Annotated in this window: 18 protein-coding genes; 4 read left to right on the top strand and 14 right to left on the bottom strand. The window is 56.2% G+C overall.

Translation table 11 applies throughout. The features are described 5' to 3' along the window. Window positions 1-240: 240 nt before the first annotated feature. A complete protein-coding gene (locus F3J37_RS12010; protein WP_166933595.1) occupies window positions 241-1065 on the bottom strand; it encodes an alpha/beta fold hydrolase in 825 nt (274 codons plus the stop codon). A 217-nt stretch (window positions 1066-1282) separates the two neighbouring features. Here F3J37_RS12010 and F3J37_RS12005 point away from each other — a divergent pair, with 217 nt between their 5' ends. Continuing rightward, complete coding sequence (locus F3J37_RS12005) at window positions 1283-2872, top strand: MFS transporter (RefSeq protein WP_166933594.1); 1590 nt, start codon at window positions 1283-1285, stop codon at window positions 2870-2872. Window positions 2873-2878: 6 nt separating this feature from the next. Here the strand turns inward: F3J37_RS12005 and F3J37_RS12000 are convergent, their stop codons facing one another. Continuing rightward, window positions 2879-3787, bottom strand: coding sequence for a LysR family transcriptional regulator (locus F3J37_RS12000; RefSeq protein ID WP_160833022.1), 909 nt, complete (start codon window positions 3785-3787; stop codon window positions 2879-2881). A gap of 129 nt (window positions 3788-3916) precedes the next feature. Here F3J37_RS12000 and F3J37_RS11995 point away from each other — a divergent pair, with 129 nt between their 5' ends. Next, window positions 3917-4477: an antibiotic biosynthesis monooxygenase gene (locus F3J37_RS11995; protein WP_166933592.1), complete on the top strand. Its 561-nt coding sequence runs from the start codon at window positions 3917-3919 to the stop codon at window positions 4475-4477. A 19-nt stretch (window positions 4478-4496) separates the two neighbouring features. Then, window positions 4497-6365 carry an amidohydrolase gene (locus tag F3J37_RS11990; RefSeq protein ID WP_370529950.1) on the top strand — a complete coding sequence of 623 codons (1869 nt, stop codon included), beginning with the start codon at window positions 4497-4499 and terminating at the stop codon, window positions 6363-6365. A 102-nt stretch (window positions 6366-6467) separates the two neighbouring features. On the opposite strand, the gene F3J37_RS11985 is transcribed toward F3J37_RS11990, so the two are convergent. The 8 genes from F3J37_RS11985 to F3J37_RS11950 all read right to left on the bottom strand — a co-directional run bounded on the left by F3J37_RS11985 (window position 6468) and on the right by F3J37_RS11950 (window position 13171). Next, the gene (locus F3J37_RS11985; RefSeq protein ID WP_166933588.1) at window positions 6468-7415 is read right to left on the bottom strand and encodes a sensor domain-containing diguanylate cyclase; all 948 of its coding nucleotides are present in this window, start codon (window positions 7413-7415) and stop codon (window positions 6468-6470) included. A 209-nt stretch (window positions 7416-7624) separates the two neighbouring features. Beyond that, window positions 7625-7894 (bottom strand): HPr family phosphocarrier protein, encoded by a 270-nt coding sequence (locus tag F3J37_RS11980; RefSeq protein WP_166933587.1) that lies wholly within the window; start codon window positions 7892-7894, stop codon window positions 7625-7627. Further along, a complete protein-coding gene (locus F3J37_RS11975; RefSeq protein ID WP_166933585.1) occupies window positions 7863-9392 on the bottom strand; it encodes an FGGY-family carbohydrate kinase in 1530 nt (509 codons plus the stop codon). The genes F3J37_RS11980 and F3J37_RS11975 overlap by 32 nt, the downstream gene beginning before the upstream one ends. Further along, the gene (locus F3J37_RS11970) at window positions 9385-10743 is read right to left on the bottom strand and encodes a PTS galactitol transporter subunit IIC (protein ID WP_034823314.1); all 1359 of its coding nucleotides are present in this window, start codon (window positions 10741-10743) and stop codon (window positions 9385-9387) included. Before F3J37_RS11970 ends, F3J37_RS11975 begins: the two co-directional genes overlap by 8 nt. Window positions 10744-10821: 78 nt before the next feature. Next, window positions 10822-11106, bottom strand: a complete 285-nt coding sequence (locus F3J37_RS11965; RefSeq protein WP_034823315.1) for a PTS sugar transporter subunit IIB — start codon at window positions 11104-11106, stop codon at window positions 10822-10824. Beyond that, the gene (locus F3J37_RS11960) at window positions 11103-11576 is read right to left on the bottom strand and encodes a PTS sugar transporter subunit IIA (protein WP_160868820.1); all 474 of its coding nucleotides are present in this window, start codon (window positions 11574-11576) and stop codon (window positions 11103-11105) included. The genes F3J37_RS11965 and F3J37_RS11960 overlap by 4 nt, the downstream gene beginning before the upstream one ends. Continuing rightward, on the bottom strand, window positions 11557-12423 hold the full coding sequence (locus F3J37_RS11955; protein ID WP_166933584.1) for a class II aldolase: 867 nt from the start codon (window positions 12421-12423) through the stop codon (window positions 11557-11559). Before F3J37_RS11955 ends, F3J37_RS11960 begins: the two co-directional genes overlap by 20 nt. A 1-nt stretch (window position 12424) precedes the next feature. Further along, on the bottom strand, window positions 12425-13171 hold the full coding sequence (locus F3J37_RS11950) for a GntR family transcriptional regulator (protein ID WP_160868822.1): 747 nt from the start codon (window positions 13169-13171) through the stop codon (window positions 12425-12427). Between the two features lie 294 nt (window positions 13172-13465). Here F3J37_RS11950 and uxuA point away from each other — a divergent pair, with 294 nt between their 5' ends. Then, entirely contained in the window at window positions 13466-14530 is a 1065-nt protein-coding gene (gene uxuA, locus F3J37_RS11945; protein WP_034823371.1) for a mannonate dehydratase, read from the top strand. A gap of 66 nt (window positions 14531-14596) precedes the next feature. On the opposite strand, the gene fabF is transcribed toward uxuA, so the two are convergent. Genes fabF through F3J37_RS11925 form a run of 4 tightly spaced genes read right to left on the bottom strand, consistent with a single transcriptional unit; the run spans window position 14597 to window position 19014 of the window. Beyond that, window positions 14597-15871 (bottom strand): beta-ketoacyl-ACP synthase II, encoded by a 1275-nt coding sequence (fabF, locus tag F3J37_RS11940; RefSeq protein WP_166933582.1) that lies wholly within the window; start codon window positions 15869-15871, stop codon window positions 14597-14599. A 10-nt stretch (window positions 15872-15881) separates the two neighbouring features. Next, window positions 15882-17438, bottom strand: a complete 1557-nt coding sequence (locus F3J37_RS11935; protein WP_240154095.1) for a DHA2 family efflux MFS transporter permease subunit — start codon at window positions 17436-17438, stop codon at window positions 15882-15884. After that, on the bottom strand, window positions 17435-18475 hold the full coding sequence (locus F3J37_RS11930) for an HlyD family secretion protein (protein WP_166933580.1): 1041 nt from the start codon (window positions 18473-18475) through the stop codon (window positions 17435-17437). Before F3J37_RS11930 ends, F3J37_RS11935 begins: the two co-directional genes overlap by 4 nt. Further along, window positions 18472-19014, bottom strand: coding sequence for a winged helix-turn-helix transcriptional regulator (locus F3J37_RS11925; RefSeq protein ID WP_166933579.1), 543 nt, complete (start codon window positions 19012-19014; stop codon window positions 18472-18474). The genes F3J37_RS11930 and F3J37_RS11925 overlap by 4 nt, the downstream gene beginning before the upstream one ends. Window positions 19015-19217: the final 203 nt, after the last annotated feature.

Raw genomic sequence — 19217 nt, 5'->3', positions numbered from 1 at the left:
ATGAACGATATCGAGAGCCTGACTGAGAAGCATAAAAAAATCCGTAATCCCTGAGAGATTACGGATTCTTGCAGAACTGCCGGATCGTTCAACCGATCATTTTTGTCTTAACTGATCGGCATTACGCATCAGGCGCCCTTTCTTTTAGGTGGTCATTATCGTAGCGGCTAATTGCGCATCTGTAAGCGGCGATGCAGCCTTAGATTCGCGCGATAAATCGCGCCGCTACGCAACCTGCGCTTATTTATTTCCCTGCAAGAACGCCAGTAAGTCGTCGTTCAACTGATCCTGATGCGTCACCGCAAAACCGTGCGGGCCGTTTTCATACACTTTCAGCTCCGATCCTTCGATCATCTCGTGTACCAGCTTACCGGTGGCTTCAAAGGGTACAATCTGGTCGTTGCTGCCGTGGATCACCAGCGTCGGCACATCCACTTTGGCGATATCGGCGCGGAAATCGGTCTCGGCAAAAGCCGTGACACAATCAATCGTGCCTTTCAGTGAGGCCAGCAGCGCGATATTCAGCGTCTGTGTCATCACGCCCTCAGAAATGGTCTGGCCAGCATTGGCGCCATAAAACGGTGTGGCGAAGTCTTTGATAAACTGCGCCCGGTCTTTACGCAGGCCCGCTTTAATGCCATCAAATACCGCTTTTTCAACGCCTTCCGGATGGTCATCGGTTTTGCCGAAGATGGGCGTCACCGCGCCCAGCAGCACCAGCCCTTTCACTTTCGCCGTACCGTAGCGACCGATATAACGTGAGACATCACCACCGCCCATTGAGAAGCCCACCAGCGTGATGTCATCCAGTTGCAGATGCTCAATCAGCGCATGAATATCATCGGCGAAAGTATCGTAATCGTAGCCTTCCCACGGCTGCTCAGAGCGACCAAAACCGCGACGGTCAAACGCAATCGCACGATAGCCGCGTTCGGCGAGGAAATTCAGTTGGCTATCCCACATATCCGCATCCAGCGGCCAGCCGTGGCTGAACAGCACGGGCTGTCCTTTGCCCCAATCTTTGTAATACAGGTTAACGCCGTCTTTTGCTTTGAATGTGCTCATGTTTTTTGCTCCGTTTAGTGAGTGATGTTGTGTCTGCCAATCAAACTACATTCGGTTGCTGCAAAAACCTAAAGCAGAGATTTTGACAACTTGTTCAAAGATTTTTGCCCTGCAAAGCTGTCAAAAAAGCCTGAACAAGTTGGCCGATTTTTTCCGCTATCAAGCGTCTGGCGGGATTCGTAAGGTGCATACATCGCACATTTACAGGAACACGATGATGAGCCAGCAAAACCCAACGACGCCACGCGGCGGTGCTTTTTCTCCCTTCGCCTACGGGCTGTTCGCCCTGATCTGGACCGCCTCGGTACTCGGTAATACCGGCAGCTTTATTCGCGACGTCGCCAGCGCCTGGTTAGTCACCGGCTTATCCGATAACCCGACCGCCGTGGCGTTGATGCAAACCGCTGCCACCCTGCCGGTGTTTCTGTTGGCACTGCCAGCGGGCGTGCTCTCCGATATCGTCGATCGCCGCCGTTTGCTGATTGTGGTGCAGATTCTGATGGCCAGCGTCAGCGGCACTCTGCTGGTGCTGTCCCACAATCACTGGCTCACCGTGGAATGGCTAATCGGCCTGACCTTTGTCGGTGGCATTGGTGCCGCGCTGTTTGGCCCGGCCTGGCAGGCGATTGTGCCCGAACTGGTGCCGCGTCATGAGCTGAAAAACGCCGTAGCGCTTAACTCGCTCGGCATCAATATTGCCCGCGCCATCGGGCCTGCCACTGGCGGTTTACTGCTGGCAAGTTTAGGCGCCATGGCGGCCTACGGTGCCGATGTGGCGAGTTATTTTTTCGTTATTGCTGCCCTGCTGTACTGGAAACGTCCGGCGAAAGCCAAAACCGAACTCAACGAACACTTCTTTGGTGCCTTCCGCGCGGGCCTGCGTTATGTCAAAGCTAGCCGTGAACTGCACCGCGTGCTGTTCCGCGCTGCGATGTACTTCGCCTTTGCCAGTGCCATCTGGGCGCTGCTGCCGCTGGTAGCGCGCACCATGCTGCACGGTACCGCCGGATTTTATGGTTTGCTGCTGGGCGCAGTGGGCGGCGGTGCGATTGCCGGTGCGCTGCTGTTGCCGCGTCTGCGCAGCAAACTCAGTAACGATGGATTGATGCTGCTCTCAGCGGTGCTGAGCGCACTGGTGATGCTGGCCCTGGCGATGAGCCCGCCGCAGTGGCTGGCGCTGCTGTTGATGCTGGTGCTGGGCGTCGGCTGGATTATTGCGCTGACCACACTGAACGGCGTAGCGCAGGCGGTGCTGCCGGATTGGGTACGCGGTCGCGGTCTGGCGGTGTATCTGATGGTGTTTAACGGCACATTGGCCGGTGGCAGTCTGGTGTGGGGTCTAATCGCGCAGCAACTGGGGCTGGCCACCACTTTGCTGATTGCCGGGGCCGGTCTGGTGATCACTGGCGTACTGCTGAAACGTCTGACACTGCCTGCGGGTGAAGCGGATCTGCAACCCGCGGAGCATTGGGCCATGCCGGTGGTGCACGATGATGTCGATGTACGTCATGGTCCGGTGTTAATTCAGATTCGCTACCGCGTGCCGCAGGAAGATCGCGCCGCATTCAAAAAGGCGATTCACAAGCTGGCACAGTCTCGCCGCCGTGATGGCGCCTATTCATGGGGACTCATGGAGCAAACCGACGATCCGACAGCATTGCTGGAGTGGTTTATGGTGGAGTCCTGGCAGGAGCATATGCGTCAGCACCAGCGTGTGTCGCACGCCGATGCCGAACTTCAGCAGGCAGTTCTGCAATATCACCAGGGTGAAGAAGCCCCGCAGGTCAGTCACCACATTGCGATATAACAGCCTTTACGCGGGAGAATAAATCTCCTGCAATCCAGGAAGCGTGAGCAGATGCTCACGCCACCAGGTTGCCGCATTGCCGGTCGCGGTTTCATTCCACGCCAGATAAGCCATATCGCGGCGGCATTCGCTATCCAGCTGGCGCGCCAACAGCGCGCCACTCTCCAGATGCGGCCTCGCCAGGTATAGCGGCAGGTAACCACAGCCCAAGCCATCCAGTTGCGCCTGCAGTTTCGCCGGGAAGTCATGCACGCTCAGCGTCTTCTGCTCATCCAGCACGCGTAAATCAATACCTGCACCGTGACGAGACGAGTCGTGCACTGTCACCGCGCGGTACTGACGAATCTGCTCGCGCAGCAGTGGTTCAGGTGCGGAAGCGAGAGGATGCTCCGGTGCGACAGCAAACACATAATCCAGCCAGCCGAGCGGTTGGCAGACAATCTCTTTGCGCGTGGCGGGTTCCTGCACCGCGCCAAAGACAATGTCCGCTTCGCCATAGTTGAGCGCTTCCCAGCAGCCAGCCAGCACGTCCTGACGGAATTGCAGCTGAGTATGCGGGTGCTCCTGATAAAACTGATCAATCAGCGGCGTGAGAATGCGAAACGGCAGTGAGGCATCGACGCTGATCACCAACTGGCTTTCCCAGCCACTCTCAACATAGCGCGCCTGCTGTTCTAACTCGTTAACCGCGCGCAGCAGAGTGCGACCTTTTTCCAGCATCAAACGCCCGGTCGGGGTGAAAGTGGCGCGATGGCCGGAGCGATCGAGTAGCGTGATCTTGAGATCGCTCTCCATCTTCTGCACGGTATAGCTCAACGCCGACGCAGTTTTAAACAAGCGCGCAGCCGCAGCGGCAAAGGTGCCGTGGCGATCCAACGCATCCAAAATCAGCAGCGCCTCAAGGTTTAAACGCATACCCCATGCCTCCCCAAAAATTGTTGAACAACAACCCAAAATCTATCCGTTATCAATAAACGCTCTCATTTCGTATTTTTTTACTCAACGACGCAAGCACTTTCACCAGCGGAAACTCAGGAACTTACGATGAATTACTCACAACAAGCCAACCATGTGACGCTGGTGATTACCCACAGCATCCTGCCAGAACAGCAGGCCCATTATGAGCAGTGGCTCGACACCATCATGCCGCAAGCCGCGAGCTTTCCTGGCCATCTTGGCGTCAACGTGCTGCGCCCGGTGCACGGCGACAATGCTTACACCGTGCTGATTCGTTTTACCGGACTGGATGAGCTGTACGCCTGGCTGAAATCGGATCAGCGCAAAACGTTAATCCAGAACCTGCCAACGATGCTGGCACAACCAGAACATATTGAGGTGCGCCCCGGCGCCGCGTTCTGGTTTACCCCGGCGCAAAAAGGCCAGGTCAAACCGGCGAAATGGAAACAATACTTACTGACGCTGGGGGTGATTTTTCCCTCTACCAACCTGGTGCCGTGGTTCTGGAATCAGGTGTTGCCCGCCGCGCACGGCACGCTGTGGGGCCACTTGCTGAATGATGCCAGCGTGGTGGCACTGGTGGTGTTCCTGTGGATGCCGATCGTTACCCGTGTTTTAAAACAGTGGCTTATTGGCCGCAACGCGTAATCTAACTGGAGAAGAGATGATGACAACGGCCTCACTGATTTTTACCAACGGCAAATTCCACACGGTGGATCGCGCCAACCCGTTCGCCACTGCGGTGGCGATCAAAGACGGCAAGTTTCTCGCGGTAGGCAGCGAAGCGGAAGTGATGCGCTTTGCGGGCAGCGATACGCAGATTATTGATGCCAAAGGCCACACCGGTATTCCTGGCCTTAACGACTCACACCTGCACCTGATTCGCGGCGGTCTTAACTACAATCTTGAACTGCGCTGGGAAGGCGTACCCTCTCTGGCCGATGCATTGCGCATGCTGCGTGAACAGGCGCTGCGCACCCCTTCCCCGCAGTGGGTGCGCGTCGTAGGCGGCTGGAGTGAATTCCAGTTTGCTGAACGCCGCATGCCAACGCTGGATGAGATCAATGCCGCCGCGCCCGATACTCCGGTGTTTATTCTGCACCTGTATGACCGTGCCCTGCTGAACCGCGCCGCACTGCGGGTGGTAGGTTACACCAAAGACACGCCGAACCCGCCGGGCGGTGAAATCCAGCGCGACAGCAATGGTAATCCCACCGGTATGCTGATTGCGCGTCCGAATGCCATGCTGCTGTACGCCACGCTGGCGAAAGGACCGAAGCTGCCGCTGGAGCAGCAGGTCAACTCCACACGTCAGTTTATGCGTGAGCTGAACCGCCTCGGCCTGACCAGCGCCATTGATGCGGGCGGCGGCTTCCAGAATTACCCGGATGATTACGATGTGATTTCGGAACTGCACGCCAAAAAGCAGCTGACGGTGCGTATCGCCTACAACCTGTTTACCCAGCGTCCCGGCCATGAACTGGAAGATTTCGAGAAGTGGACCGATATGCTGAAGCCGGGCCAGGGCACCAATTTCCTGCGTCACAATGGAGCGGGCGAGATGCTGGTGTTCTCGGCGGCAGATTTCGAAGACTTCCTCGAACCGCGCCCCGATCTGGCCCCCGGCATGGAAGATGAACTGGAGCGCGTGGTGCGTCATCTGGTGGAGCATCGCTGGCCGTTCCGCCTGCATGCCACCTATAACGAATCGATCAGCCGCATGCTGGACGTGTTTGAAAAAGTAAACCGCGATATTCCGTTTAACGGCCTGCACTGGTTCTTTGACCACGCCGAGACCATCACCGAAGCCAACATTGAGCGCGTCAAAGCATTAGGTGGCGGGCTGGCCGTGCAGCATCGTATGGCGTTCCAGGGTGAGTATTTCGTCGATCGCTACGGTAAAGAAGCCGCCAAACAGACGCCGCCGGTAGCACGCATGTTGGATGCGGAGGTGCCTGTCGGTTTGGGCACCGATGCCACGCGCGTCGCCAGCTATAACCCATGGACTGCGCTTTACTGGCTGGTCTCCGGCCGCACCGTCGGCGGCATGCAGTTGTACGATGACAATGCGCGTATTGACCGCGAAACCGCGCTGATGCTGTGGACCAAAGGCAGCGCCTGGTTCTCCAGCGAGCAGAATGCCAAAGGGGAAATCAAAGTCGGTCAGTTGGCGGATCTGGTGCTGCTGTCGAAAGATTTCTTCAGCGTGCCGGAAGAGGAGATTAAAGGGATTGAATCGGTGTTGACGCTGGTCGATGGCGAAGTGGTGTATGCCGCAGGCGGCTTCACGCCGCTGTCACCGCCACCGGTGCCAGTGTTACCAGAATGGTCTCCGGTGGTCACCGTGCCGGGCCACTACCGTAGCGCGCCACCGCAAGCCAGTGGTCGTGCGGCGATGATGCCGAAAGTGCACCAGTGCAGCGGCCCTTGTGGGGTACACAGCCACTCGCACGATGTGGCACGCCAGTCTTCGGTGCCGGTGTCGGATAACCATGCCTTCTGGGGTGCGCTGGGCTGTTCTTGCTTCGCGTTTTGAGTTAAAGGCGGTTTATGGCCCTCTCCTGGTGAGAGGGCTTTGCTGCAAATGGGAACACAGACTTTGGCGGTGGCGCGGGTCTGTTTCCGCAACCGCAAAAGATTACCCCGCCAGGCCAAACCCTTGCTTGCCGTTCTTCTTAATCTGGTACATCGCTTCATCGGCACGCGTCAGCGCCTCATCAAAACTAAAGTGCGGCTGCACCGTCGCCACACCAATAGAAGCACCAATCTGCGCATGGCCGTTATCAACATCAAACGGCGTCAGTGCGGCATCCAGCACCGCCTGCATCATGATGCGCACTTTTGGGAAATCGATCAGGAACGGCATCAGCAACACAAACTCATCACCACCTAAACGGCCCACCACCACGTTCGGTGGCACCTGGTCAAGAATGCGCTGGCTGAGTTGAATCAGCACTTCATCGCCACTGCGATGGCCCAGCGTATCGTTAACATGCTTAAAATTATCGAGATCGATAAATGCCACGCACAGCGGCCCCTGCGCTTTCATTTTGCTGAAATGCGTTTGCAGCGCGTGGCGGTTGGTCAGGCCGGTCAGCGGATCGTGATGCGCCAATGAAGAGAGTTGCGCTTCATACTGCTTCTCTTTGGTCATATCGATATGCGTGCCGGTGACTTTAAGCGGATTGCCTTCTTCGTCCCACTCGGTCACACGCCCACGATCCAGCACCCAGGTAATTTTGTCGTTCTTACCCAGCATGCGATGCAGCGCCTCATAGTAAGGCGCACGCCCTTCGATATGATCGTAAAACGCCTTGAGCACTTCATCGGCGTCCTCGGGGTGCAGGCGTTCGCGCCAGACTTCAAACTGCGCTTTGGTCTCTTTCGGCTGAAAACCCAGCATCGAACCCCAGCGTCGATTGAAAATCACCAGCTTGCCGCTGGGAATATCCAGCTGCCACAAACATAAACCGGTTCCGTCCAGCGCCGCACTCAGCTTGTTTCGCGCGTCATGCGCTATGCGCTTTAAGCGCGCATTATGCTTTTTCAGGTTCTGAATCTGCTGACGCAGCGCTTCTTCGGACATGATGGCTGACGGAGAGGAAATAAGGGTTATTCTGCCTGCCAGGAAGTTTCTGATAAATAAAACAAATGAAAAGCCGATCAGTAGCGGAAAATTGCATCAAGCTCAGAGGGAACGGCGAAGCATTGAGGTTATTTCAGCAAACAAAACTTTCTTTATTCCTGCAAAGCAGTGGAAAACGCGCCAGCCGCCTGGGCCAGCGCCCTGTAGGTCTACTCCGATTCGCCAAAGCGCTGATCAAACATCGTGACAACCTGATGCAGCACACCCGCCTCATCGCCTCCTTCACATACCACTTCCACGCTGCCACCCGCTTTGATGCCAGCGCGCATGATGTTCATCATACTGCTGGCATTGACGTCTTTGCCTTCGTAGCGCAGCGTGACGCGGCAGTCATGGCCTTTTAACGCTTTGGCCAGCTGTGCCGCCGGGCGTGCATGGATACCAGTACTATTTTTCACGGTAACGGTTTGACTCAACATGACAGTTCTCCTGGTTAATGGGGGAAATAACGCCTTCCTGCTGCAATTTAAATTGATAGAACGCCTGCCAGCGCTGCTGATAACGTTGCAAGGCGCGGCTGCGTTGTGGGTCGGGTTGATAGCGCTGCGCCACACGCACTTCCGGCGGAGGCACATCCGTGCAGGCAATCAGCAGCGCACCCACGGACACCGCTTCATCAAAGGCAATGGCTTCTACCGTTCGCGCCAGACTGTCAGCTTTGAGCTGGAGCCACAGCGGATTGCGCGTGGCCGGGCCAATCACTTTCAGTGCGGGGCCAGCCGGCACCGCAAAACAGGTAAAGCAGTTGGCAAACTCCATGGTTAACCCAAGTAGCACAGTGAGCAGCAATTCATCGTGCGGCAACGTATCGCTCAGACCGTACATCAACCCGCGCGTATGGCGGTTTTTGTAAGGCGAGCCGGATCCACGTAAATGCGGGATAAACAGCGGTAATCCTTCCGGCTGCCACTCATCAGCCAGATAACGCTGCGTGGCTTGTACCAGTGCGGCATCGATCTCCTCGCGCGACAGCCGAAAAGTGCTGCTCACCCACTCCAGCGCAAAGCCCCCCACCGGCAGTGAGGCGAATAGCGTGAAATGGTTATCCCGCGAATACCGCCCGTTGGCGAGTTTGTCGCGCCGGGCTTGCTCATTGAGCAAAGGCTGTGGTTGCAGCAGCAAAATGCCTTCGGTGGTGCCGGTAGAGTTCAGTACCTCGCCGGTTTGCAGCTGTAATGCCCGCGCGCCCACCATATGATCGTGCCCAGCGAGCGTGACGCACACCGGCTGGTTTAACCCCAGTGCCTCACGGCACGCGGGTGTCACCCATCCCGCCACTTCCCCTGGTGCCAGCAGGGGCGCAAAAGCATCCAGCGGCAGTTGCAAAATATCGGCGGCCTGCGCCGACCAGCTTCCCTGCTGGAGATCGAGACACAGCGTGCGGCTGGCGAGCGTGGTGTCAGTGCGCTGTGCGCCGGTTAAGCGCCACAACAGCACCTCCGGCGCATGCAGCCAGCGCAAACCGTGACGCCCGCGCAGCGCATAGTTATCCAGTAGCCAGCGCATCTTGAAGGCCGAATAATTACTGTGCAGCGGCAAACCGGTGATTTGATACAACCGCTGGCTGTCCGCTTCGGTTAAGGTGGCGAGATACTCTTCGCCCCGACGATCATACCAGGCCAGCATCGGCGTCAGGATATTGCCAGCCTCGTCGAGAAACACGCCGGACTCACCAAAGCTGGCAATACTGATATGTGTCACCGGGCAATCCGTTGCCGCGATCAGGCTGCGCATCGTCGCCACCACCTGCTGCCACAGCGCATCGATATCGAAATCGACGTTACCCGTGGGCGAAGTGATTTTGGGTGTGACGAACTTACGCTCATCCAGTCGGGACGCATCCCGACGAGAAAAACAGGCGACTTTACAGTTAGTCGTACCGATATCAATGACGATGGCCGCAGCGTTCTCAGGCATACACGGCACCTCGTGTCAGGCGGAAGATGCCCCACAGCACCAGACCCACCACTGGCACCAGGCCAATCGCTATCACGTTGCCGTTGAAGATTTCCAGCAGCCAGAAGCGGAACGGGTTGCCGCCGTCAAGGAAGCTGGAGACCTGGCCGCTAGAGCCTTCGGCAAACTTGAAGTTCACGTCTTTCGCCATGCCGGTAATAAAGGGGGCGATTTTGGTGGCAATCCATAGGTCGGCCACGATCACGGGAATCGCCGCCAGCACGGTGCGGAAGATGTTGCCACGACTGGCCAGCGCGATCATCGACGCCATCACCGCGAGGTTCGCCAAATCGCCCAGCGGCAGCACCTGGTTGCCTGGCAGGATAAAGGCGATGAACACGGAAATCGGCGTCAGCAGCAGCGCGGAAGAGATGATCGCCGGGTTGCCCACTGCCACCGCGATATCCAGCCCGATATAGAGATCGTCACGGCCTGGGTATTTGGTGTTGAGGTACTTCTTGATCGCTTCCGACAGCGGCAACAGGCCTTCCATCAGGATGCGCACCATGCGCGGCAGAATAAACATCACGCCGCCAATGCTGATACCGAGCAGCAGGATATGCTTGAAGTCATACCCGGCGATAACCCCCAGCAGCAGGCCCAGAATGGTGCCGACCATCATCGGCTCACCAAAGATGCCCAGCTTCTTCTGCACGGTTTGTGGATCGATGTGGATACGGTTGAGACCCGGAATCTTGTCGATGATTTTGTCCACCAGCAAGCCCACCGGGAAGAACACCACGGCGGACAGCGTCGGCAGTGAAATCCCTTCCAGGCCGAAATATTTCTGCACCATCGGCGCGGACCAGTCTGCCAGCTTCAGTACCACAATGGCGGCAATGGCAGCGGCCAGTAATCCGAAGAAGAAACTGCCTGTGCTGTAGTAAACCAGCGTCCCAGCCAGCGCGAAGTGCCAGTAGTTCCACATATCCACATCGACGGTGCGAGTGCGGTTTAATGCCAGCATCGCTACGTTGATTAGAATCGTCAGCGGAATGACGAACGGTGCAATCGGCGATCCCCAGGTAATAGCAGAAAGCGGCGGCCAGCCGAGATCCACTACTGGCAGGTTAATATTGGTGCGCTCTACCATTGCCTGCGCAGCCGGGCCAACATTACTGGTGAGAATATCGAAGATGGCGTAGATCCCGACGAAGCCAATGCCTACGGTTAACGATGAGCGCAAGGCTTTAGCCGGTTTGACCTTAAAGCACAGTGCAAGAATAAACAGCACCAGCGGTAATAATACGGTTGGGCCAAAACCCAATATATATTGCACCACGGTGTAGAGGCTATGAGCGATTTCATTCATGGCAGACCCCTTATGACGGGCGTAAACGTACCTGGCGTTAGCGCCCTATTATGGCAATCGGATTAAATAAATAAGTAATTATTGGTTTTTCAAAATTTCGACAATTTTTTCCAGCACTTTTTCTTCGCCGACACCGGTAATAATCGGTAAGCCGTTAACCACCGGGATATCTAATTCATAAGGCACTTTAGTGGTGGACACCACCAGAGCGACACCGTCGGTATTATTGGGCAAAGAAGCGACGTTGGTTTGCGAGTAATTCACATTAAGACCGTGCTCCTGGCAATATTCCATGACTTTCTCTGTCACGGCAGTGGATGTGGCAATGCCGGTAGCGCATACAAATAAAATCGTCTGGCTCATACTTCACCTCGTTCGGTCATGGTTTCTGTGATGCGTTGATAAATTTGCTGATCGTTAAGCTGCAATAACTGCTGCATAAAATCGCTATCCTGAATCAGTTCCATAATCCAGCCCAACACATTTAATTGCTTGTTACTTTCACTCAGTGCCAGCAGAAACACCACGCGTACCGGCACCGGTTCTGGCTCGCCGCCCATATCGGCAAACGTCACCGGCTGCGGCAGAATGCCGATACTGATGGCGTTGTGGCGCACATGGCGATGGTCGGTATGAGGAATCGCTACGCCTACCGGTTCCGTCGGTAATCCGGTGGGGAAATCCTGCTCACGCGCCAGCACATGCTCGGCAAAATCCGCGACCACCAGCGCTTCCTCCACCAGCGGCTGTGCCAGTTGGCGAATCACCTGATCGACACTCAGCCCCTCATTGAGGTGCTGCACGTAGTGCGGCTTAAACTGGATCCCCTGCATACGCGGCCTCGCTAATATCATTCAAACGCAGAATCTTCGCGTAGACCTCATGTTCCACCGCCTGCCGTGCATCAGCCATCACCGCCGCCAGATTGGCTTCATTGTGATTCTTCTGCCATGCGTGACCGACGCTGGTGATGAAGGAACGGCGCAGGTCGCTGGCGATGTTCACTTTCACCACCCGATGATTAACAAACTGCTGCAAGATGCTGTCTGCGATACCGGAACCGCCGTGGATGACCAGCGGGATGGGCGTGATCTGCGCAATTTCCGTCAGTAACGGCAGATCGATACGCGGAATATCATCCAGTCCATGCACATTACCGACCGAAATCGCCAGCAGGTCACAGCCGGTTTCGCGCACAAACTCCACCACCTGCTGCGGGTCGGTTTTGCAATCCGCTTCGCTGACGTGATCGTCTTCTTTACCCAGAATCGCACCCAGCTCAGCTTCCACCGGCACGTTGTAGTTCTGGCAGAATTCCACGGCTTGACGCGTCAGCTTGATGTTCTCTTCAAACGGCAGCGCAGCCCCATCGATCATTACCGAAGTAAATCCGGCACGCACCGCCTGGCGGATATCATCCATATTGCGGCCGTGATCGAGATGCAGGCTGATCGCCACATCCATCTGTGCGGCGCGACGCTGCACCATTTCATAGATGTAGTCATAGCCAGACAGACGCGCATTGGTGGGCGCGATTTGAATAAAATTCGGCACGTTACTGCGTTCAATCGCATTTAATATGCCGAGCGTGGTTTCCAGATTGGTGGTATTAAAGGCGCCGGCCAGCACGCGCTTATTTTCCAGTTGACGAATAAATTGATGACCGTTGACTAATGGCATGTCAGCTTACCTCTCTTCGTTGCAGAACGGTGCCCAAATAATATTTATTCCCTTTTAACCAGACATTGCCGAATTCCACCGGCAATTCACGTGAGAAAAACACCAACTGTTCTAAATGCAGTACCGGCGCATCCTCACTGATATCCAAAAAATGTCCGCGTTCATTACCGATTAAACGCGCGGCATAGCGACTTTCGGAATAACGTATTTTCTGTTGCGATAATCGTTCGATGGTGGGAAACAGGTTATTATGATTAAAATCCACCTCGGCAATGCCGGGTACCAGTTCCATATTGATGCGATTCTCAATCAGCATCACTCTTTCATCATCGATATAACGTAACCGCTCCAGATAAAGAATTTCCTGCCCCGGTTTAATGCGTAATTTTTCGGCAATATAACGGTTGGCCGGTTCAACCCGCGTGGCGATCACCTGCGTGCTGAAATTAATTTGCTGGCTTTCCAGTGACTCGGCGAAAGAGAGCAACCCTTCCCCCAATGGATAGCGAATGTTTTCTTTCTTAACGAAGGTGCCTTTGCCCTGCACTTGTACCAGCACACCTTCTTTGACTAACTGCGCCACGGCTTTTTTCACCGTACCGCGACTGACGTCAAGCATATCCATGATCTGGAACTCCGAAGGAATGCGGTCATCCTCCACCAGATCGCCGGTATAGATACTCTCGCGAATCCACTCCACCACCTGTTGATAGAGCGGAACCTGCGAACTCTTACTCAATGTTTTCATGGCGCGCACCTGAACATTCAGAGTTGTCTATGGACAATCATGTACAACTTCGAGGCTTATAGTAGGGAATTGCGTCTGGCGAGGGATCGAGGACAGTCACGTTTTCGCGTACCGGATCTGTGACAATAAAGTGTGATCTGTATCTCACTTGAAATCTGTGCACTGTACTTCCGATGGAGAAATTGTGTTCTGTGACGCGGATCAAGAGATATTCGTTAGTCGATGCTATGATCATGTTTACTAGAATGGTAGTTTAGCAGTTATCGCAGCAACACGATGACGGTGGATGAGATTATGCAACTGACAATGCGTTGGTTTGGTCCCAAAGAAGATAAAGTTTCGCTGGAATATATTCGCCAGGTGCCGGGTGTGCGTGGCGTAGTCGGCGCACTGTATGACGTGCCGGTCGGGGAAACCTGGCCGAAAGATAAGATTAAAGCATTGGTTGATCAGGTACATGCCGCCGGTCTGACGGTGGAAGTGATCGAGAGCGTCAACATTCATGACGACATCAAGATCGGCCTGCCGAGCCGCGATCAATATATTGAGAACTACAAGCAGAGCATTCGTCACCTCGCTGAAGTCGGCGTGAAAGTGATCTGCTACAACTTCATGCCGGTATTTGACTGGATGAAGACCGACATGAACTACGTGCTGCCAGACGGCTCACTCACCATGGCGTTCGAGAAGAAAGGCATCGATAAGAGCCTCGACGAAGTGGTGCAGGAAGTGTTGGGCAACTCAAACGGTTTCGCGTTGCCAGGCTGGGAGCCAGAGCGTCTGGCGAAAGTGCAGGATCTGTTTGCGCAATACAAAGACGTTGACGACAACAAGCTGCGTGAAAACCTCGCTTACTTCCTGAAAGCGGTGATCCCGGTATGTGAAGAAGTGGGCGTGAAGATGGCGATCCATCCTGACGATCCACCGTACTCGATCTTCGGTCTGCCACGCATTGTGAAGAATCGCGAAGACCTCGATTGGATCTGTAACGTGGTGGATTCGGAGGCTAACGGCATCACGCTGTGTACCGGATCGATTGCGGAAGATCCGCAGAATGATGTGTACGGTATTCTGGCCGAGTTCTCACGCCGCAAACGTATTCCGTTTGCGCACGTGCGTAACATCAAGATTATTCAGGACAAAGATTTCTACGAGTGCGCACATCCTACTGAGTATGGCTCGCTAGATATGTACAAGGTGCTGCAATCGATGCACGACAACGGCTTCGATGGCTACATTCGTTCCGATCATGGCCGCTTTATCTGGGGCGAAACCGGACGTCCGGGCTACGGTCTGTATGACCGCGCACTCGGCACCACTTACCTTATGGGTCTGTGGGAAGCGCTGGAAAAGCGCTAATTCACCCTGCCCTCCAGGCCGCTGATAACAGCGGCCTTTTTTATTGCCGTCAGTCTTCCCAGCACGTTAACGGAAAACCTCATCCCAACCCTTAAACAGCAAGCTGGCATTGACACCGCCGAAGCCAAACCCGTTCGACAGCACATACTGCATCGCCATCGGCTGTGGTTTCAGCGCCACCAGATTGAGCCCCGCTGCGGCTTCATCGGGATGCAGCAGATTGAGCGTTGGCGGCGCGATTTGATCGCGCAGTGCCAGGATCGAGAAGATCGCCTCCACGCCGCCCGCGGCACCCAGCAGATGCCCGGTGGCGGATTTGGTCGAGGTGATCGCCACATCGCTGTCCGCAAACAGCGTGCGAATGGCCGCCAGCTCGCCTTTGTCACCCACCGGCGTGGAGGTGGCATGAGCGTTGATATGCTGCACCTCTGCTGGGGTGATGCCCGCCTGCGCCAGCGCGGTTTCCATCGCACGGCGAGCGCCCTCACCGGTTTCCGGTCCGGCGGTGAGATGATAGGCATCGGCACTGGTGCCATAGCCGACCAGCTCCGCCAGCGGTGTCGCACCGCGTGCCTGTGCATGTTCCAGAGATTCAATCACCAGCAGACCCGCGCCCTCACCCATTACAAAGCCATCGCGGTCACGATCAAACGGACGAGATGCCTGTTCAGGATGATCGTTAAATCCGCCTGACATCGCTTTCGCAGCCGCAAAGCCCGCCAGACTGACGCGATGGATCGCCGCCTCGGTGCCGCCGCACAGCGCGATGTCTGCCTCGCCGCTGCGGATCAATCGTGCCGCATCGCCAATCGCCTGCGCACCCGCCGCGCACGCCGTGACAGGGGCGCCAATCGGGCCGCGAAAACCGTGGGCAATCGACACATGTCCTGCCGCCAGATTGGCAAGGAAGGAGGGAATGGTAAACGGCGATAAGCGGCGCGGACCCCGATTGGCGGTGGTTACAACCGCGTTGGCGATCTCGTTGAAACCACCAATGCCAGTGGCGATCACCGTCGCGGTGCGCTGGCGATCCGCCTCATCCTGTGGGAACCAGTTAGCTTGCGTCAGCGCTTCATGCGCCGCCACCAGCGCAAACTCAATAAAGCGATCCATTTTCTTGCGATCTTTTGGCGCGATCACGCGCTCGGGATCGAAGCCATGCTGTGGATCTTGTTCCAGCGTGGGCACTTGACCCGCCACTTTGCAGCTGATGTCCTGCACCATCTCGTCCGGTAAGGCGCTGATGCCGGATTTCCCTGCCAGCAGTGATTGCCACACCGCTTCTGTACCGCAGCCGAGCGGGGAAACCATCCCCATACCAGTAATCACAATACGTTTCATCGATAACTCCTTAAGCTGCGGGCTTTTTCATCAAAGGCACCAGCAGCGCAGCGATACAAAATCCGACCATGATCAGCCAGAATGCGTCCGAAAAAGCCTGCGTGCGCGCCTCGCGCAGGGTGAGTGAAGCCAGCGATTGCAGCGCCGCCGTGTGCGCCGCATCCAGGCTTAATCCGTTAAACATCAGGGCTGCGGTGCGCGATTGCAGATAGTCGCCGAGCGACAAACTGGCGCTGTTGAGGTGATCGGCCAGGCGGCTGAAGTGCAGATTGGTGCGGTCATTCAGCACGGTGCCGCACAGCGCAATGCCGATAGCGCCACCGAGATTACGCATCAGATTAAACAGTCCTGAGGCTAATTTTAGTCGCGCGGGTGGCAAGCTGCCGAGCGTCAGCGTCACGGTGGGCGCCACCGCAAACTGCTGCGCCATGCCGCGAAACGCCTGCGGAAACAGCAGCTCTTTGGCACCCCAGTCATGGGTAATCGGCACAAAGAAAAACATCGATACACCAAAACTCGTCAGGCCAAACGCCAGCAAAATGCGCAGATCGACGCGGTTCGCCAGCCAGGCATAAAGCGGGATCGACAGGATCTGAAAAATGCCGGTGGAGAAGATCGCTAACCCGATCTCCAGCGCACTAAAGCCGCGCACCTGGCTGAGAAACAGCGGCGTGAGATAGATGGTGGCGAAGATCCCCACGCCAGCCATAAACGAGAAATAACAGCCGAGGCTAAAGCCTGGATCTTTTAACGCGCGCAGATCCATGATCGGCTTGGCGTGGTTTAGCGTGCGGAAGATAAACAGCACGCCGCACAGCAATGCGATCCAGCCTGTGGTGGTGATGGTGCTATCGTCAAACCAACCCCAGCGCGGCCCCTCTTCCAGGGTGTACTCCAGACAGCCCAATGATAGCGCCAGCAAGACAATGCTGAAGTAATCCGCACCGCGCAGTAACTCGGGATTCGGCGAATCGATCCTGACCAGCAGCGGCACCGCAATGGTGATGTAAATACCGGGAATGATGTTGATGTAAAACAGCCAGTGCCAGCTGAAGTTATCGGTAATCCAACCGCCGACCGTGGGCCCTAGCGTCGGGGCTAATGAGGCCAGCGCACCCACGGTGGCGGCCGCAATCACCCGCTGCTTGCCCTGGAAAAAGGCAAAGGCGGTAGTGAACACCAGCGGAATCATCGAGCCGCCCGCCAATCCTTGCAAGGCGCGAAAGGCGATCATGCTCTGAATATTCCACGCCCAGGCGCACAGCAAGCTCATTACCGTGAAGCCGCAGGCGGAGACGGCAAACAGCCATCGTGTAGACATCACGCTCGCCAGCCAGCCGGAAAGCGGGATAATGATGATTTCCGCGATCAGGTAGCTGGTTTGCACCCACACGGTTTCGTCGTCACCCGCCGAGAGCCCTCCGCCGATATCCCGCAATGAGGCGGAGACAATCTGGATATCCAGTAAGGCGATAAACATGCCGATGCACAGGGTGGCAAAGGCGAACACCTTCTTGCTGACCGGCATCTCCGCCGGTGCCATCAGCGGTGCAGCCACGCTGCTCATCGCGCGCTTCTCTCATCCACCGTCACCGTGACGGAAAGACCAGGGCGTAACAGACCCAGCACCGCCGCGTCGCCGTCCAGCACAATGCGCACCGGCACGCGCTGGACAATTTTGGTGAAGTTGCCAGTGGCGTTTTCTGCCGGAAGAATGCTGAAGCGTGAACCGGTGGCTGGCGACAGGCTGCCAACGTGGCCATTAAAGGTGCGACCGGGTAACACGTCCGCGACGATGCGAGCCAACTGCCCCGGCTTCATATTGGCCAGCTGGCTCTCTTTGAAGTTGGCATCGATCCACAGCCCTTGAACAGGCACCAGCGACAGTAGCTGCGTGCCGCTGCTGACATAAGAACCTGACCAGGCGCGACGGTTGCCAACCACGCCATCAAAGGGGGCGCGGATTTCAGTGTATTCAAGATTGAGCTTCGCCATCGCCAGCCCCGCTTGAGCCTGAGTCAAGGCGGCTTTGGCCTGCTGCTCACGGGCATCCAGTACCTGCAACTGGCGCTCGGCAACGGTTTTGTCGGCGCGGGTTTTGCTCTCTTCCGCCATCGCCTGATGGTAATCGGCCTGAGCATGATCGCGGATCTGCTGGGATACCGCAGAGCTGCTGGCCAGCGCACTGTAGCGGCGCTGATCGGAGGTGGTTTTCAGTGTTACCGCCTGCGCTGCCAGCAGAGAGGCGTGCGTGCCCGCAATAGTGGCAAGTTGCAGCTGGCGCGTGGCGGCGATATCGCTTAACGCAGCTTGCTGTGCTGCCACTTCACCCGTTGCCTGATCCACCGCCGCCAGATAATCACGGTTATCCAACTGCACCAGCAGATCGCCTTTTTTCACCTGTGCGTTGTCCTGCACCGCCAGCGTGTGGATGTAGCCCGGCACTTTGGCAGAGATGGCGCTGATATCTGCACCAACATAGGCATCATCGGTGGAAGGCATAAAGCGCGCGGTGTGCCACCAATAGTAGCCATAACCTGCCGCCTCTAAACCGCCGATTGCCACTGCCAGCAGCAGAGCGGATTTTTTGCGCGTGCGGGTCATGGCTGTTTCTCTGTAACAGGCGGAGAGAATTTCAGCGTGCTGTCACCCGCGCGTTTTTTCTGCAAATAATCATGGCGATAGTGCATGATCGGCGCCGCTGCCGGGCCGGGCACCATTTGGTATTTATCGCTGGTGAGTGGTTGGCCGTTTTCGCTATCGACCAGCTGCGGTTTCACAAGACGCTGGGTGGCGGTTTCCACCAGCTGCATCTGCCTTCCTTCCGGCGAGAAGTGGGTGCTGCCCCACTCGGCCAGCGCCAGGATAACGCCACGCAAATCACGTCCGGCTGGCGTAAGGTGATATTCGAAGCGCATCGGCGTGGTGCTGTAACACACCTTTTCCAGCAAACCGTCTTCCACCAGCTCTTTCAGGCGGCGCGACAGGATATTCGGCGCCACGCCGCTGTTTTTCTGGAATTCGTCAAAACGGGTAAAACCGGCCAGCGCATCGCGCATGATTAGCATGCTCCAGCCATCGCCGATACGGCCAAGGCTGCGCGCAATCGGGCAGGCCATTTGATAGAGCGGTTCGTTTTTCATGGTGGGTATTCCGCAGAGGATCTGATGCGGCATACTGTTGCAGAGTGACTATCATTTTGCAAGTGACTTGCATAATGAAAGCAAGGAGTGTTCATTGTGAAGAGCAATGAATTGCGCCGCTACCCAACCCGTGCAGGCCCTGTAACAGCACGATTTATCGCGCAAATTTGCCAAAAAAAACGGCAGCCACACTGGGCTGCCGT

Origin of the sequence: Candidatus Pantoea communis, assembly GCF_011752685.1 — a bacterium.
In the GTDB taxonomy this organism is placed as follows: domain Bacteria; phylum Pseudomonadota; class Gammaproteobacteria; order Enterobacterales; family Enterobacteriaceae; genus Pantoea; species Pantoea communis.
Note: the sequence above shows the minus strand (reverse complement) of the source record. Positions and strands in the feature narration are given on the sequence as shown.

Coding starts and splice junctions, on each gene's coding strand:
- uxuA (WP_034823371.1), top strand. CDS start 13,466: ATGCAACTGACAATGCGTTGGTTTGGTCCCAAAGAAGATAAAGTTTCG.
- F3J37_RS11985 (WP_166933588.1), bottom strand. CDS start 7,415: ATGTCCGAAGAAGCGCTGCGTCAGCAGATTCAGAACCTGAAAAAGCAT.
- F3J37_RS11925 (WP_166933579.1), bottom strand. CDS start 19,014: ATGAAAAACGAACCGCTCTATCAAATGGCCTGCCCGATTGCGCGCAGC.
- F3J37_RS11990 (WP_370529950.1), top strand. CDS start 4,497: ATGACAACGGCCTCACTGATTTTTACCAACGGCAAATTCCACACGGTG.
- F3J37_RS11995 (WP_166933592.1), top strand. CDS start 3,917: ATGAATTACTCACAACAAGCCAACCATGTGACGCTGGTGATTACCCAC.
- F3J37_RS11970 (WP_034823314.1), bottom strand. CDS start 10,743: ATGAATGAAATCGCTCATAGCCTCTACACCGTGGTGCAATATATATTG.
- F3J37_RS12000 (WP_160833022.1), bottom strand. CDS start 3,787: ATGCGTTTAAACCTTGAGGCGCTGCTGATTTTGGATGCGTTGGATCGC.
- F3J37_RS12005 (WP_166933594.1), top strand. CDS start 1,283: ATGAGCCAGCAAAACCCAACGACGCCACGCGGCGGTGCTTTTTCTCCC.
- fabF (WP_166933582.1), bottom strand. CDS start 15,871: ATGAAACGTATTGTGATTACTGGTATGGGGATGGTTTCCCCGCTCGGC.
- F3J37_RS12010 (WP_166933595.1), bottom strand. CDS start 1,065: ATGAGCACATTCAAAGCAAAAGACGGCGTTAACCTGTATTACAAAGAT.
- F3J37_RS11960 (WP_160868820.1), bottom strand. CDS start 11,576: ATGCAGGGGATCCAGTTTAAGCCGCACTACGTGCAGCACCTCAATGAG.
- F3J37_RS11965 (WP_034823315.1), bottom strand. CDS start 11,106: ATGAGCCAGACGATTTTATTTGTATGCGCTACCGGCATTGCCACATCC.
- F3J37_RS11975 (WP_166933585.1), bottom strand. CDS start 9,392: ATGCCTGAGAACGCTGCGGCCATCGTCATTGATATCGGTACGACTAAC.
- F3J37_RS11950 (WP_160868822.1), bottom strand. CDS start 13,171: ATGAAAACATTGAGTAAGAGTTCGCAGGTTCCGCTCTATCAACAGGTG.
- F3J37_RS11955 (WP_166933584.1), bottom strand. CDS start 12,423: ATGCCATTAGTCAACGGTCATCAATTTATTCGTCAACTGGAAAATAAG.
- F3J37_RS11930 (WP_166933580.1), bottom strand. CDS start 18,475: ATGACCCGCACGCGCAAAAAATCCGCTCTGCTGCTGGCAGTGGCAATC.
- F3J37_RS11935 (WP_240154095.1), bottom strand. CDS start 17,438: ATGAGCAGCGTGGCTGCACCGCTGATGGCACCGGCGGAGATGCCGGTC.
- F3J37_RS11980 (WP_166933587.1), bottom strand. CDS start 7,894: ATGTTGAGTCAAACCGTTACCGTGAAAAATAGTACTGGTATCCATGCA.